Here is a 15282-nt window from a genome sequence, read left to right as displayed (position 1 = left end):
CGGCTTCCGGCCGCCCGTGCGGCGGTGGGGTTCCGGCCCTGCTGGCCGTGCCGGAGGCGAGCGTGAATCGACCCGGGAGCGCAAGAAAAAACCCGCCAGAAGGCGGGTTTTTGTCGGAACCGGGGCGTCTTACTGGCTGGTCTGGTCGCGCTTTTCGCGCAGGCCGGCGGGCATCTCGCCATGCACCAGGAAGTAGGTGTTCTCGGCGATGTTGGTGGCGTGGTCGCCGATGCGCTCGATGTTCTTGGCCATGAACAGCAGATGCGCGCAGGAAGTGATGTTGCGCGGGTCTTCCATCATGTAGGTGAGCAGTTCGCGGAACAGGCCGGTGTACTGCGCATCGACCTCGGCGTCGCGATGCCAGACCTGCATCGCGAGCTTGTCGTCGCGGTTGCGGAAGGCGGTCAGGGCGTCGCGCACCAGCGCATTCGCGGTTTTGGCCAGGCCGGGCAGGCCGTGTGCGGCGGTGACCGGCGAGCTCTGGTTGAGCACCATCGAACGCTTGGCGACGTTCGCGGCATAGTCGCCGATGCGTTCGATGTCGGCGGAAATGCGCAATGCGGCGTAGACCTCGCGCAGGTCGCGGGCCATCGGCTGGCGCAGCGCGAGCAGGCGCAGCACGTCATGGCTGACTTCGTGTTCGAGCGCGTCGATGGCGTCGTCGTTGGCGACCACGCGTTCGGCGGCCTTGGTGTCGCGGCGGACCATGACGTCGATCGCGGCATCAAGCTGCGACGTCGCGATCTCGCCCATGCGGGTGATCTCGCCGTACAGGCGCTCGAGTTCGGAGTCGTAACTCTTGACGATGTGTTCGTGGATGGTCATGGGCTGTTCTCGAGGCAATGGCGAGCGTAGGGATCAAGCGGGGAAAATTCCGTCATTCCCGCGAAGGCGGGAATCCAGCGTCTTTTTCGCACATCGAAAGAAAAACGAAAGTCACTGGATTCCCGCCTTCGCGGGAATGACGGAAGTGTGGTTTTTCAGCCGAACCGACCGGTGATGTAATCCTCGGTCTGCTGCTTGGTTGGCTTGGTGAAGATTGTTTCGGTGACGCCGTGTTCGATCAACTCGCCCAGATACATGAAGGCCGTGAAGTCCGAGCAGCGCGCGGCCTGTTGCATGTTGTGGGTGACGATGAGGATGGTGAACTGCTGCTTGAGTTCGGCGAACAGCTGCTCGATCTTGCCGGTCGCGATCGGGTCGAGCGCAGAGGTCGGTTCGTCGAACAGCAACACCTGCGGGCGCAGCGCGATCGCGCGGGCGATGCACAGACGCTGCTGCTGGCCGCCGGAGAGACCCAGCGCATTGTTCTTGAGCTTGTCCTTGACCTCATCCCAGAGTGCGGCCTGACGCAGCGCCTGCTCGACGCGTTCGTCCATCACCTTGCGCGGCAGAGTTTCGTGATGGCGGATGCCGTAGGCGACGTTGTCGTAGATCGACATCGGGAACGGCACAGGCTTCTGGAACACCATGCCGACCTTGCTGCGCAGACGGTTGAGCGAATACTTCGGGTCGAGAATGTTCTCGCCATCGAGCAGCACCTCGCCGCGTGCTTCCTGGCCCGGGTACAGCGAATAGATGCGGTTGAACACGCGCAGCAGCGTCGACTTGCCGCAGCCGGACGGGCCGATCAGCGCGGTGATCTTCTTCTCGGGCACGTTGAGGTTGATGCCCTTGAGCGCCTGCGCGCCCTTGTAGAAAAAGTCGACGTTGTTGGCGCTGAGCTTGGCGCGCGCGGAAACCTGTTCGGTCGCCGAGGTGAGGGTGGTAGCGGCGGCGAAATTCATATCAGTCATGGCTGACCTTGTTGCGAAGCAAAATGGCGCGGGCAAGGATACCCAGCGCGAGGACGAACAGCGTCATGCAGAAAGCGGCGGCCCAGGCCAGGCCGTTCCAGTTCTCGAACGGACTCATCGCGAAGTTGTTCATCACCGTCGGCACGCTGGCCATCGGCTCGAGCACGTTCGCGGTGAAATACTGGTTGCCGCCAGCGGTGAACAGCAGCGGCGCGGTCTCGCCGCTGATGCGCGCGAACGCCAGCAGCACGCCGGTGGTGATGCCGGGCAGGGCCGCGCGATACAGCACCTGCACGGTGACCTTCCATTGCGGGATGCCCAGCGACAGCGCGGCTTCGCGCATCGTGCTCGGGACCAGACGGAGCATCTCGTCGGTGGTGCGCACGATTACTGGCAGCGCGATGAAAGCCAGGGCGATCGAGCCGGCGAAGGCCGAGGCGTGGCCCATCGGCACGACGACGGTGATGTAGACGAACATGCCCAGCACGATCGATGGTGCCGACAACAGGATGTCGTTCATGAAGCGGATCACGGTGCCGAGCTTGCTGTGATTGACGTACTCGGCGAGGTAGGTGCCGGCGGCGATGCCGACGGGGGTACCGATCACGATCGCGAGCAGGCCGATTTCCAGGCTGCCGGTGAAGGCGTTGAGCATGCCGCCGTCTTCGCCAGCCGCAGGCGTCATCTGCGTGAACAGGCCAAGATTGAGATGGCTCATGCCCTTGCTCAGCGTGACCCAGAGAATCCACACCAGCCAGAACAGGCCGAACAGCGCTGCGAGCGCGGACAACACCAGTGCCAGCAGATTCTTCATGCGCCGGTAGCGATAAAGTTTTTCCGAGGCGGCAGACATTACTTACCCTCCTGGCGTTGCAGGCGCAGCAGCAGGAATTTTGCCGCCGCCAGCACGATTAAGGTGATCACGAACAGCACGAAGCCGAGTGCGAGCAGCGCCGAGCGGTGCAGCGGATCGACCGCTTCACCAAATTCGTTGGCGATGGTCGCAGCGATCGAGGTGCCGGGTTCGAGCAGGCCGGCACTGAGTTGATAAGCGTTGCCGATCACGAACGTGACCGCCATGGTTTCGCCGAGCGCACGGCCGAGACCGAGGAAGATGCCGCCGATCACCGCCGAACGCGTGTACGGCAGGACGATGTCCCAGACCACTTCCCATGTGGTTGCGCCGAGTGCGTACGCGGATTCTTTCAAACGGCTGGGTACGGTCAGGAAGACTTCGCGCATCACCGAACTGATGAAAGGGATGACCATGATCGCCAGCACGAGTCCGGCGGTGAGCATACCGATTCCCAGCGGCGGGCCTTGAAACAACGGGCCGACCACCGGTAGTTGCCCGAGGTTGTCGTTGATCCAGGGATAGACGTGTTCGCCCAGATACGGTGCGAGGATGAAAAGGCCCCACATGCCGTAGATGATCGAGGGAATGCCGGCGAGCAATTCGATGGCGGCGGCAAGCGGCGCACGCAATCTCGTCGGCGCGACTTCGGTCAGAAACAGCGCGATGCCGAAACTCACCGGCACGGCGATGATCATCGCGATCAGCGCGGTGACCAGCGTGCCGAAGATCGGCACCAGCGCGCCGAAGTTGCGCGCACCAACGTCCCAGTCGGCGGTGGTGAAGAATTTCCAGCCGAAGGTTTCGAACGCCTCACGACCGCCCCAGAGCATCGACAGCGCCGCGCCGGCGAGCGCCGCGAGGACGGAAAGACCGGCGACGGCGACGCCGCCGCGGAAGATCGCGTCGATGCGGTTGTCGGTCGTTTCGCGTGTACTCGATGCAGGCAGTGTGGCGGCTTCGCTGGTCATGGAGGATCTATGCGAGGAGAAGTTGGCGTGCTGCAGAAAAAAACACGCGCACCGTCAGGGTGCGCGTGTGGTCGAACGATGAAACTCAGAACTTGAAGTTGGCAGCCCAGTAGGTCTCGATCTGCTTGACCAGCGGGGCGGGCAGCGGCACGTAGTCGAGCGCCTTGGCCTGGGCGTCGCCATTGGCGTAGACCCAGCGGAAATATTCCTTGGCGGCCTTGGACGATTCGGCGTTCTTGGGCTGCTTGTACATGATGATGAAGTTGGTCGCGGTGATCGGCCAGGAAGCATCGCCGGGCGCATTGGTGATCACCAGGTAGAAGTCCTTGGCGTGCGCCCAGTCGGCGCTCGCGGCGGCGGCGGCGAAGCTCTCGTCGCTGGGCAGGACCCACTTGCCGGCGGCGTTCTGCATCGCGGCGTAGGCCATCTTGTTCTGCAGCGCGTAGGACAGTTCGACGTAGCCGATGCCGCCGTTGAGCTGCTTGACGTAGGCGGCAACGCCTTCGTTGCCCTTGCCGCCGAGGCCCGTCGGCCACTTCACGGCGGTGCCTTCACCGACGCTGGCTTTCCATTCCGGGCTGACCTTGGCCAGGTAGTTGGCGAAGTTGAAGGTGGTGCCGGAGCCATCCGAGCGATGCACGACAGTGATCTTGGTGGCGGGCAGGGTCAGGCCGGGATTGATGGCGACGATCGCGGGATCGTTCCACATAGTGACCTTGCCGAGAAAGATATTGGCCAGCAGCGGGCCGGTGAAGCGGATCTTGCCAGCGGCGATGCCCGGGACGTGGACCACCGGCACGACGCCGCCGATCACCGAGGGAAACTGGCCTAGGCCGAACTGCGCGAGTTCTTCCGGCTTGAGCGGCGCATCGGAGGAACCGAAATCGACGGTCGCGGCCTTGATCTGGGCGATACCGCCACCCGAACCGATCGACTGGTAGTTGATCTTGTTGCCGGTCGCCTTGTTGTAGTCAGCGGACCATTTGGACATCACCGGATACACGAAGGATGCGCCGGCGCCGGTGACATTGGCGGCCTGGGCGCTCATGCCGGCCAGGGCGGTGAGGCCGAAGGCGAACATGCGAAGGTTGGATTTGAACGTCATGGACACGTTGTTGCTCCTTGCGAAAGGCAGGCGGTGGGCCGGACAGGGCGCATGGTCGCGGACCAATGTGACAAGCCGGTTACATCTGTCACAAAGCCGGGCGATTTGAGCCCGCCCGGCTTTGCAATTGGCCATCGGGCCGGATTTACCAGTAAAGCTGCGCGCGCAGTTCGAGGATGTTCGGGCTGTCGTCGACCACGGCGTTGAAGGTGTGGCTGTTGAGCGCCGGATCCAGCGAATAGGTCGCGCTGGTCTTGGTGATGTAGCGGTCACTGTTGACCTTCACGTAGTTGAGCGAGAACTTGAAGTTCGAGCGCCAGTACCAGTTCACGCCGACAGTGATGTTGTCTTCCTTGCCACCGAGCACGCCCACGACCTGCGGCGGCTTGCCCGCGACCGGCACGAGGTTGCCGTCGTTGAGATCAGCCTTGTCGTAGCGCAGACCCAGCTGCCACATGCCACTGGCAGGCTCGTTGGGCAGGGGCGTGGTGATCGTGCCGGTCTTCCAGCCCCAGCTCTCGCCGGTGATGTTCCAGACGCCCGAGACGTACCAGCTGTCCGCGCCGTAGTCGGGATTGCTGTCGCGCGAGATGTTGCTCTTCATGTACTCGGCTTGCAGCTTGATCGGCCCGTGGATCCAGGCGGCTTCGGCACCCAGCGTGCGGATCTTGTTGGCGTCGGTGAACTGTCCCGAGTCGATCAGGCGCGTGCCGGTCAGATCGGAGTCCGGACGCACGCGGAAGCGCGCGCGGCCATCGCGATCGAAGTTGGCGGTGCCGACGGCATTGCCGCCATCACGTGCATCGAATTCCACTGCCGACAGGCCGAGGTGCAGGATGTTGCCGGTCTCGTTGATCGGCGCCCAGGCGATGCGTGCACCGAAGCCGTTGCCGGCGGTGAGGTTGCGGGTCAGCTCGCGGGTGAAGGCGCTGCCAGTCAGCGTCCAGTTGTCACCACCGGTGGTAATGCCGACGCCGACGCGGCGCGACAGACCCTGCAGATTGGTGGTCATCGCCTTGGCGATGAAATCGTTGTTCTTGGTGCTGCTAAGTTCTTCCAGGCTGTTGGGCTGCTTGAACTGGCCCACCGTCAGCGAGGTGAAACCGCTGAACTTGTAGTTGACGTTGACGTCGAGGAACTTGTCGGCGCGGGCGTCGTAGCCCACCACCCAGCTCCACATGCCCGGGCCCTTGCCCTTGAACACCAGCTCGGCGCGACGCATGCCCTGGTCGTAGTCGATGCCGTCGCCGGCTGTGGTGCCGCCGGTACTGCCCAACTGTGCGACGTCGGCGTTGTACTTGTTGAAATCGGCCTGCAGCAGGCCTTCGAAGGAAATTTCCGAGCCGCCGATGACGTCGAACTCGGTTTCGGCGAACGCCGGAGCGGACAGACCCGCGAGCACGGCGACGGCGAGAAGGTTGGGCAGCAATTTCATGGGGATCCCTGCGGGGTGTTGGAAGACCGGCGCAGGTTAGGGCGTAAAGGTTTCGTTATTGTGACAATCCAGACATATGACGGCGATGCGACGTCATCGTGATGGTCGCGCCTTCGCCAGTCAGGCGATCGTTTTCTGCTTGAACCGGCACAGGTCGCGGATCACGCATTGCGGGCAATCGGGCTTGCGCGCCTTGCACACGTAGCGCCCGTGCAGGATCAGCCAGTGGTGCGCATCCATCTGGTATTCCGGCGGCACCGCTTTAATCAAACTGTCTTCTACCTGACGCACGGTCTTGCCCGGAGCCAGTCCGGTGCGATTGGCGACGCGGAATATATGCGTGTCCACGGCCATCGTCGGCTCGCCGAACGCGGTGTTGAGGACCACGTTCGCGGTCTTGCGGCCGACGCCTGGCAGTGCCTCCAGCGATTCCCGATCACGCGGCACTTCGCCATGGTGGCGTTCGATCAGCAGCCGGCAGGTCGCGATGACATTGGCGGCCTTGGCGTTGAACAGGCCGATCGTGCTGATGTATTTCTTCAGGCCATCCTCGCCCAGCGCGAGGATTTTCGCCGGCGTGTTCGCCACGGGATAGAGCTTGCGTGTCGCCTTGTTGACGCCGACATCGGTGGCCTGCGCGGACAGGATCACCGCGACCAGCAGTTCGAATGGCGAGGAGTACTCCAGTTCGGTCTTCGGATGCGGATTGAGCTCGGCCAGGCGCGCGAACAGTTCGCGACGATCTTGCAGCTTCATGCGTCGTTGCTTCCTTGACGGGTGTTGCGGCGGAGTTGATGCCATTGCCGCAACGCGATCAATCCGGCCAACACCAGGAACGCGCCAATCGGCAGCGTTGCAAGCAGGAAGCCCGGATACCCAGCGGCGACAGTGATTTCCAGCCAGGGCAGATGCAGCAGTTGTCCGGCGCCGGCAAACAGATAACCGGTGCCCAGCAGTTCGCGGATCATGCCGATCGCCAGCAACACCCAGAGAAAGCCGAGACCGATCGCGAAACCATCCAGCGCCGCGCGTGCCGGCGAATTGCGCGACGCGTACGCTTCGGCACGACCCATCAGTGCGCAGTTGCTCACGATCAGCGGCACGAACAGTCCGATCGCCGCGTGCAGTTCCGGCAGCCAGGCGCGCATCGCCAACTCGATCGCGGTGACGACGGTGGCGATCACGATCACGAAAACCGGAATGCGCACGTCGTGACGAGTGATTTTGCGGATCGTCGCGACGAGGGTGTTGGTGATCGTCAGTGCCAGCGCGGTCGCCAATCCCAGGCCGAGCGCGTTCACGGCATTGCTGCTGACCGCGAGCAGAGGGCACAAACCCAGCAACTGCACCAGACCGACATTGCCGCTGGACAGCCCATATTCCAGGATGGATTTCGGCGAAGACTCACTCATTGAACAGGCGCCTTTTCCGGGGCGTCGTCGAAACGCAGCGTGGTTCCCACCGGCGCGGCGTAGATTTCACGACCATGCCGCGCGACGAATTGCAGGCAGCGGCTGACCGCCGCGACTACGGCGCGTGGCGTGATCGTCGCTTCGGCGAATTGGTCGAAGTCGCCGCCGTCGCGTTTCACCGCCCAGCGTTCGGCAGGAGGATTGCCGAGAAAGCGTCCGGTAAAGCGCTTGATCCAGTCGCTCTTGCTCGCATCGATGGTATCGCCGAGTCCGGGTGTTTCCCGGTGTGCAGTGACGCGGACGCCGGTAATGCGACCGCCGGCATCGACGCCGACCAGCAAGTGGATCGGGCCGGCGTAGCCGTCGGGCGCGATCACGTCGAGTACCAGTGCCGCATTCTTGCCGTGTTTCCTGGCCCGGCGCACCGTCATCGGCGTGGCGCTGCCCAGCCAGCTTTCGGCCCGTACGGAAACGATATCGGTGAGCGCGTCGTTGTCGTAGCGATCCATCGGCAGCACGATCGCCAGCGCGCGTCGCTGCGCCAGATTTTCAGCGGCGGCGATGTCGGCGCGCGTCAGAGCATGCACACCAGCCAATACCGCGATCGCGAACAGCGCGATCAGTCCGAGCAAGGACGCCGCGCGTATCGCCTGGCCACGGAAGGCATTCATGGCGGCGGCATTTCTCCGTAGATGCGCGGCCGCGTGTGCAGGTCGATCCAGGGCGCGGCGCAGTTCATCAACAACACGGCGAAGGCGACGCCATCCGGATACGCGCCCCAGCGACGGATGCTCAACGTGAGCAATCCGACGCCGGCACCGAAGATCAAGCGGCCTCGCGGTGTGGTGCAGCCACTGACCGGGTCGGTGACGATGAAGAACGCCGCCAACACCAATGCGCCGGAAAAAACGTGTTGCAGCGGAAACGGGTTGATATCGCCGTCGTACAGCCAGAACGGCACGGTGACCAGCACAACGCTGCCCAGCGTCGCCACGGGCGTCTGCCAGGGAATGATTTTTTTCCAGAACAGGAACAAGCCGCCGAGCGCATAAAAATTCGCGATCCACTCCCAACCCCTGCCGCCGAAATCACCGAACAATGGATTGCCGCGGATCTCGGCCATGGTTTCGCCGCGATTGGACAACTCGCGCACGGTGTCGAGCGGGGTCGCCTGCGCGAGTGCGTCCCAATTCCATGGCGCCGGAAGATGACCGGTGATGATGGCAGCGGCGCTGTCGAGAAAGCCGGGCGTTCCCAGTTGCGATTCCAAGCCGGCAGGCGGCAGCCAGTGTGTGAGTTCGCGCGGAAAGCAGATCAGCACGACCACATAGCCGACCATCGCCGGATTGAACAGGTTGTAGCCGAGTCCGCCATACAGATGCTTGCCGATCACAATCGCCGCGAACATGCCGATCGCGGCCAGCCACCACGGCGCCAGCGACGGCAAGCAAAGCGCGAACAACACCGCCGTGAGCGGTGCACTCAGATCAGTGAGAAAAGGTCGCAGCGGTCGCCGGCGGAGTTTAAGCATCATCGCTTCGAAGCCGAGCGCGAAAGCCGCCGCCAACACGATCTGGAAGATCACGCCCGGGCCAAAAAAAACTACGGTGGCGAATACGCCAGGCACCAGCGCCAGCAACACCAGCCCCATGACGCGGGTCACGCTGCGCTGGTTGGCGAGATGCGGCGCAGCACCGACATCAAAGGTTTTCGTCATGGCTGCTCGTCCCTGGCTTGTTGTCTGCGCGCTTTTGCGCGTTCCAGTGCAGCAGTCACGGCGTCGGTCGATGTAATGGTTTTAGCGCGCTCGGCATCGCGCAATGCTTTCTCGTCCGATTCGCGCTGCAGTCGCTGCGCGCGTCGCGCGTGGCGTTCGCCGGCAGCGACAGCGATGGCGTCGCGGCGTTGGTGGATGCGGATCGCGGTTTTGGTTTCGCGGAAATGCTGCGTCAACAGGATTTGGCTGGGGCAGGCGAGATCGCAGCAGCCGCATTCGATGCAGTCGAAAACTCCATCGCTGGCGCTGCGGTCGATATCGCCGCTGCGTGCATGCCAGAGCAGTTGCTGCGGTTGCAATTTCGCCGGGCAGACGTCGGCGCAGTCGCCGCAGCGGATGCAGGGCATTTCGATACCGGTCTCGCGCAGGTCCTCGCTACCGAGAACGAGCACGCAGTTGTCGGTCTTTCCGAGGGGAATGTCGTCATGCGGCAGCGCGTTGCCCATCATCGGGCCGCCCAGCAACAGGCGCGCAGCGAGATCGGTGTAGCCGCCGGCCTGCGCGATCAGATGCGAGATCGGCGTGCCGAAGGCGACTTCGAAATTACCGGGTCGCGCGACACCACGCCCCGTGACAGTGACGATGCGCGTGGTCAGCATTTCGCCGAGGCTGACGGCGCGCCACGCCGCCGCCGCAGTGGCGACGTTTTGCACCAGCACGCCGATATCACGTGGCAGGCCGCCGCGCGGCACTTGCTTGCCGGTTAGGACCTCGATCAGTTGTCGTTCGCCGCCTTCCGGATAGATCGTCGGGACGGCGACCAGGGCGATATCGTTCGCGGCGATTTCGCTGATCGCGGCAGCACATGCAGCCAGCGCCGCGGGCATCGCATCCTCGATTGCCAGAAGAATGGATTGCGCGCCGATCAGTCGCGCTAGCAGGCGTCCACCGAGCACGACTTCGTTGGCGCGCTCGCGCAGAAGGGCATCATCGCAAGCGATATACGGCTCGCATTCGGCGCCGTTGAGGATCAGCACATCGCAGCGGGGAGAAATTTTTTCCGCGGTGGGAAATCCGGCGCCGCCCAATCCGACCAAACCGGCGTCGCGGATGCGAGCATGCAGGACGGCGACGTCTTCGTTCCAGGGATCGAGAGACGGCTGCCGGATCGGCGGCCCCTGTTCGCTCGCGCAGCGCAATTGCACATGCGGGGCTTGCGCATGATCGGGAACATCGGGTATCGCCGCGACGATCGCGATGATGGTGCCGTCGGCCGGCGCATGCACGTCCGCACCCAGTCCTGTGGCGATTGCGATGCGCTGACCGCATCGGACGCGATCGCCGACGTCCACGCAGGCCATCGCAGCGTTACCAGCATGCTGAAGCAGGGGGACGTGCAGGACTTCCGGCAAGGGGCAGGGCTGGATCGCCGATGCCTGCGACTTGTTCCGCTCCAGGGACAGGCCGCCGTGGAATCGATGCAGGCGCAGGGCTGCGGTGGCGGACACGCCGATCGTCCTGTTCCGGCGTCAGTGACCGACGAATTGCGGCTTGCGCCGGGCGAGGAAAGCGCTGGTGCCTTCCTTCATGTCTTCGGTCGAAAACGCCAAGGCAAACGCCTGCGTTTCGTAATCAAGTCCCGCCTGCAACCCGGCTTCGCCGCCAATCACCACGGCGTCGAGGACGCCACGCAAGGCCTGCGGCGCAGCGGCGGCCAGTTGTTCGGCGAGTTTCATGGTTTCCGCAGAGAGTTGTTCGCTCGGAACGATGCGGGTGACGACGTTCAATGCCAGTGCGCGCGCAGCATCGATTTGCTGGCCGAGCAGGCACAGCTCCAGCGCTGCGCCGCGTCCAGCCAGGCGCAGCAAGCGCTGCGTACCGCCAAAGCCCGGAATCAGACCCAGATTCACCTCTGGCTGGCCCAGTTTGGCGGTGTCGGCGGCGATGCGCAGGTGACAGGCCATGGCCAATTCCAGTCCGCCGCCCAGGGCGAAACCATTGATCATCGCGATCACCGGCTTGCCGAGTTGTTCTATCCGGGTCATGAGTTGCTGACCAAAGCGGGAAAAATCGCGTGCCTGGACCGGGGTCAGCGGACTCATTTCCGAGATGTCCGCGCCCGCGACGAAAGCCTTTGAACCCGCGCCGGTCAGCACGACTACGCGCACGCTTTCAGCGGACGCGGCTTGGTCGAAGGCCTGGTGCAGCTCGGCCAGCGTGGTCCGGTCCAGGGCATTGAGTTTGTCCGGGCGATTCAAGGTGATCAGGCGCACGGCGCCGCTGTCTTCGATCAGCAAATTCTGAAAAGCCATGGGTACTCCGGGAACTTCGTTAAAAGGTCGTTGTCTGGGGCTTCGCGCCGGGTCGCCTCAGTGGCGGTTAAGCCTTTGGGCCGGTATCCTAGCGCGTCCACCGGGGCGGCATACCGCCCCGTTTCCACACTTGGAGGTTTCGTAATGAAGTTGCGTTTGCTGGCCGCCACCTTGGCCGTCCTCACCCTGAGCTCCGGCGTTGCCCTGGCCCAGACTGCTGCTCCCGCCGCTGCCGCGCCTGCCGCCGCACCGGCAGCCTCCGACCGAACCACTCTCAGCTACGCACTTGGTTACGAGTACGGTTCCAATCTTGCCGAATCCAAATCGGATCTCGACGTCAACACCATCATTCGCGCGCTTCAGGACGGCTACGCCAAGCGTCAGCCGACGATGCCGGGCGACAAGCTCGAAGCCGCGCTGCAACAGTTCGAACAGAAGATGGTTGGCCAGCAGAAGGCTGAGCTCGAGCGCGTCACGCGCGAAAACAAGAGCAAGTCCGACGCCTTCCTCGCCGCCAATCGCGTCAAGACCGGCGTGACCGTGTTGCCGAACGGCATCCAGTACCGCGTCATCGAGACCGGCACCGGCGTCAAGCCGACCGCCGCCAGCACGGTGCAGCTGCACCTGATGGGTTCGATCTCTTCTGGTCAGCAGTTCGCCAACACCTACGCTTCGCAGAACGCGCAGCCGGTTTCCTACAAGGTCAGCGATCTGCCGGTTGCCGGCCTCAAGGACATCATCCCGATGATGCCGGTCGGTTCGCGTTGGGAAGTTTTCCTGCCGCCGGAAAAGGCATTCGGCAACGATCCGCGTGGTCCGGGCGGTCCGGCCCAGGTCCTGATCTTCGACGTCAAGCTGATCGGCACCAAGTAAGACTGTCTGTCCTCGCGCCGGCAACCCGGCGCGAGGCAGCGATTCGCAATGAGTATTCACTTCCGCGCCGTCCTCAGTCCCTGTGTGGGCATCTGCTCGTTGGATGAGGAGGGGTTGTGCGAAGGCTGCCATCGCAGCTCCGCGGAAATCGCCCGTTGGTCACAGATGAATGACGACGAGCGCCTGCACCTGATGGAAGCGGTGCTGCCCCTGCGCGAGGCGCAGCGGGTGTGAGCCACGCGCTCCGTCTTCTCGAAAGACTTCCCCGCGCCCTTCATCCGCTCGCATCGCCGCCCTCCGGCCCGGGCTGGAATCATGCTCAACTGATTGACTTGCTGCCTGACCAAGGCCGTTCGCTGCGTCCTGCGGCTGTGCTGGTAGGTTTGATCGATCGCGGCGACGGCATGCAGGTGTTGCTGACCCGGCGTACCGAAGCTCTGCGTCACCATGCTGGGCAGATCAGTTTTCCCGGCGGTCGCATCGAACCCGATGACGCCTCGCCGATCGCCGCCGCCCTGCGTGAATCACAGGAGGAAGTCGGTCTGCCAGCAGCGTTGGCGGAGCCGCTCGGCTATCTCGATCCGTTCGTTACCATCACCGGCTTCCATGTGTTTCCCATCGTCGCCCGCATCGACGCGGCATTCTCGCCGGTCATCGATCCTTCCGAAGTCGCCGAAGCGTTCGAGACGCCCTTCGCCTATCTGATGGAACCGGCCAACGCGCGCGCCTACGAAGTGGACTATCTTGGTGGCAAGCGCACGCTGATCGAGTTCCAATACGGCACGCATCGCATCTGGGGCGCGACCGCCGCGATGTTGGTGAATTTCCGCGAACGACTGGAGCGGTCATGAACTGGACGACGCTGGTTTCCTCTGAACAATTGGTCGCTGCGCTCGCGGCAGAAAATCTGCGCCTGGTCGATTGCCGTTTCGTGCTGGCGGGTGCCGATGCCGACGCCGGCGAAACCGCATGGCGTGTCAGCCACCTGCCTGGCGCCGGTTATGCGCATCTGGATCGTGATCTTTCCGATCATCACAAGCCCGCCAGCGAAGGTCGGCATCCGCTGCCCGATGCGGCGGCATTTTGCGCAACGCTTGAACGCCTCGGTATTTCCGCGGATTCGCAAGTCGTTGCCTACGACGCCGGCGATGGCGCCATGGCAGCGGCGCGGTTCTGGTGGTTGCTGAAATTGCTGGGCCACGAGCGCGTCGCGGTTCTCGATGGCGGATTCGCGCGTTGGCAAGCATTGGATCTGCCGCTCGAATCGACGATGCCGATCGTGGCGCCGGGCAGTTATGTCGCCCAGTACGACGAAGCGCAGATCGCCCGCATCGAAGATCTGCTGCAGCTCGAAACCGCAGGAAACGTCTGCGCTCTGGATGCGCGTGCGCCGGAACGTTATCGCGGCGAAGTCGAACCGTTGGACAAGGCGGCCGGGCATATTCCGGGCGCGCTCAACCGGCCTTATTCGGCTAATCTGCGCGATGGTCGCTTCAAACCTGCTGCTGATCTGCGCGCAGAATTTTCTGCGCTGATCTCCGCGCATGCACCTGCCGAGGTCGTTCTGTACTGCGGCTCCGGCGTTACCGCCTGCCACAACCTTCTGGCGATGGAATATGCCGGCCTGCATGGAGCGCGGATATTCCCGCCCTCATGGAGTGGATGGATAAGCGACGGCTCGCGGGCGATCGCGCGCGGCTGAAAATCCGCCGTGGCGCACTCTCGTGCCGCCCGCATGTCATCTTAAATACATGGAAATCGCGAAGACTCCGCCGGTCTTTTCTCTCGGCAGAATTTCATGCGCGCGATCCTCCATTCCTGTCTTGTCGCCATTGCCTTGCTCGCAGGTTTTGTTGGCCAGACGCATGCGCAGGACGTGGTGCGCATCCATGGTTCGAATGCGATTGGCGAGAAAATCGTGCCGGTACTGGTGCGCGGCTGGATGGAGAAAATCGGCTATCGGGGCTTGGCGGAGCGCGCGCGTCCGAATTCATTGCGCGAAATCAGTGGCAGTCGCGATGGCGAGTCGCTGATGGTGGAAGTCGATGGTAAAGGCAGCGCGAGCGGCTTCAACGATCTGGTCGAAGGCAACACCGAATTGGCGATGCTGTCGCGGCCGTTGACCGCGAAGGAAGAGGATGCCGGTTGGCAGCTGGGCCGCCTGCATTCGCCCGAACAGGAATACGTGGTGGCGTTGCAAGCTATGGTGGTCGTCGTGCATCCAGGCAATCCGCTAGCCGCCATCGATCGGGCGACGCTGACGAAAATCGTGTCCGGCCGCATCACCGATTGGTCGCAACTCGGCGGAAAGCCCGGCGCGATCCACCTGCAACTGGCCGCCAACGGCACCGGCCTGGCCGAGATGCAAGCGCAATTGCTCGCAACCAGCCCGACGACGAATGCGCATCGCCTGGCGAGCTCGGCGCAGATCGTCCGCGCCGTCGCCGTCGACCCGCTGGCGATCGGCGTCATTGAGTTCGGCGCGCCGGCATCGGGTGTGCGCGGTCTTGCAATGAAAGTAGTCGGGCGTGATGTCGTTCCGGATCGCCTCAATGTGATGACCGAGGAGTACCCACTCGTTCGTCGCCTGTATTTCTACAGTGGGCAATTGATCACGGCGCTGGGTCGCGGCTTTGTCGACTACGCGGTTTCCGACGAGGGTCAACGCCTGCTTGCCAGTCACGGCTTTGTCGCGATGGTGCCCGCCGCGTATCGCGCACCTGTCGCAGGCACGTTGCCGAAATCCTATGACGATATCGTTGCGGGCGCGGACCGACTATCGATGAGCATTCATTTCAGCGACGAATT

Annotated in this window: 15 protein-coding genes and 1 pseudogene; 4 read left to right on the top strand and 12 right to left on the bottom strand. The window is 63.3% G+C overall.

Features of this window, described 5'->3' with window-relative positions; translation table 11 throughout:
• Positions 1–129: 129 nt before the first annotated feature.
• The 12 genes from phoU to VKM35_RS13050 form a co-directional block, all read right to left on the bottom strand.
• Complete coding sequence (phoU, locus tag VKM35_RS13105) at positions 130–825, bottom strand: phosphate signaling complex protein PhoU (protein WP_324321528.1); 696 nt, start codon at positions 823–825, stop codon at positions 130–132.
• A gap of 155 nt (positions 826–980) precedes the next feature.
• Positions 981–1796: a phosphate ABC transporter ATP-binding protein PstB gene (pstB, locus tag VKM35_RS13100; RefSeq protein ID WP_414636662.1), complete on the bottom strand. Its 816-nt coding sequence runs from the start codon at positions 1794–1796 to the stop codon at positions 981–983.
• Entirely contained in the window at positions 1789–2649 is an 861-nt protein-coding gene (gene pstA, locus VKM35_RS13095; protein WP_324321525.1) for a phosphate ABC transporter permease PstA, read from the bottom strand. Before pstA ends, pstB begins: the two co-directional genes overlap by 8 nt.
• Positions 2649–3620, bottom strand: coding sequence for a phosphate ABC transporter permease subunit PstC (pstC, locus tag VKM35_RS13090; protein ID WP_324321523.1), 972 nt, complete (start codon positions 3618–3620; stop codon positions 2649–2651). The genes pstA and pstC overlap by 1 nt, the downstream gene beginning before the upstream one ends.
• A gap of 85 nt (positions 3621–3705) precedes the next feature.
• Positions 3706–4791, bottom strand: coding sequence for a phosphate ABC transporter substrate-binding protein PstS (pstS, locus tag VKM35_RS13085; protein WP_324321522.1), 1086 nt, complete (start codon positions 4789–4791; stop codon positions 3706–3708).
• 79 nt (positions 4792–4870) lie between these two features.
• Positions 4871–6160: an OprO/OprP family phosphate-selective porin gene (locus VKM35_RS13080; protein ID WP_324321521.1), complete on the bottom strand. Its 1290-nt coding sequence runs from the start codon at positions 6158–6160 to the stop codon at positions 4871–4873.
• A gap of 120 nt (positions 6161–6280) precedes the next feature.
• Positions 6281–6916: an endonuclease III gene (gene nth, locus VKM35_RS13075; protein ID WP_324321519.1), complete on the bottom strand. Its 636-nt coding sequence runs from the start codon at positions 6914–6916 to the stop codon at positions 6281–6283.
• The gene (locus VKM35_RS13070; protein WP_324321517.1) at positions 6913–7572 is read right to left on the bottom strand and encodes an electron transport complex subunit E; all 660 of its coding nucleotides are present in this window, start codon (positions 7570–7572) and stop codon (positions 6913–6915) included. The genes nth and VKM35_RS13070 overlap by 4 nt, the downstream gene beginning before the upstream one ends.
• A complete protein-coding gene (rsxG, locus tag VKM35_RS13065) occupies positions 7569–8243 on the bottom strand; it encodes an electron transport complex subunit RsxG (RefSeq protein ID WP_324321516.1) in 675 nt (224 codons plus the stop codon). Before rsxG ends, VKM35_RS13070 begins: the two co-directional genes overlap by 4 nt.
• Positions 8240–9289, bottom strand: a complete 1050-nt coding sequence (locus VKM35_RS13060) for an RnfABCDGE type electron transport complex subunit D (protein ID WP_324321514.1) — start codon at positions 9287–9289, stop codon at positions 8240–8242. Before VKM35_RS13060 ends, rsxG begins: the two co-directional genes overlap by 4 nt.
• Positions 9286–10797: an electron transport complex subunit RsxC gene (gene rsxC, locus VKM35_RS13055; RefSeq protein WP_324321512.1), complete on the bottom strand. Its 1512-nt coding sequence runs from the start codon at positions 10795–10797 to the stop codon at positions 9286–9288. Before rsxC ends, VKM35_RS13060 begins: the two co-directional genes overlap by 4 nt.
• 21 nt (positions 10798–10818) lie before the next feature.
• A complete protein-coding gene (locus tag VKM35_RS13050) occupies positions 10819–11601 on the bottom strand; it encodes an enoyl-CoA hydratase/isomerase family protein (protein ID WP_324321511.1) in 783 nt (260 codons plus the stop codon).
• Positions 11602–11745: 144 nt separating this feature from the next.
• Here VKM35_RS13050 and VKM35_RS13045 point away from each other — a divergent pair, with 144 nt between their 5' ends.
• The 4 genes and pseudogenes from VKM35_RS13045 to VKM35_RS13030 form a co-directional block, all read left to right on the top strand.
• The gene (locus VKM35_RS13045) at positions 11746–12474 is read left to right on the top strand and encodes an FKBP-type peptidyl-prolyl cis-trans isomerase N-terminal domain-containing protein (RefSeq protein WP_324321510.1); all 729 of its coding nucleotides are present in this window, start codon (positions 11746–11748) and stop codon (positions 12472–12474) included.
• Positions 12475–12522: 48 nt separating this feature from the next.
• Positions 12523–13325 (top strand): annotated as a pseudogene (locus tag VKM35_RS13040) (NUDIX hydrolase).
• Complete coding sequence (locus VKM35_RS13035; RefSeq protein ID WP_324321509.1) at positions 13322–14176, top strand: sulfurtransferase; 855 nt, start codon at positions 13322–13324, stop codon at positions 14174–14176. The pseudogene VKM35_RS13040 and the gene VKM35_RS13035 overlap by 4 nt, the downstream one beginning before the upstream one ends.
• Before the next feature lie 96 nt (positions 14177–14272).
• The coding region (locus VKM35_RS13030; protein ID WP_324321506.1) for a substrate-binding domain-containing protein at positions 14273–15282 on the top strand (1010 nt) is incomplete at its 3' end.

This window comes from Arenimonas sp. (genome assembly GCF_035312645.1).
Classification (GTDB): domain Bacteria; phylum Pseudomonadota; class Gammaproteobacteria; order Xanthomonadales; family Xanthomonadaceae; genus Arenimonas.
The sequence above is the reverse complement of the archived record's forward strand: the minus strand, read 5'-3'. Positions and strand labels throughout refer to the sequence as shown.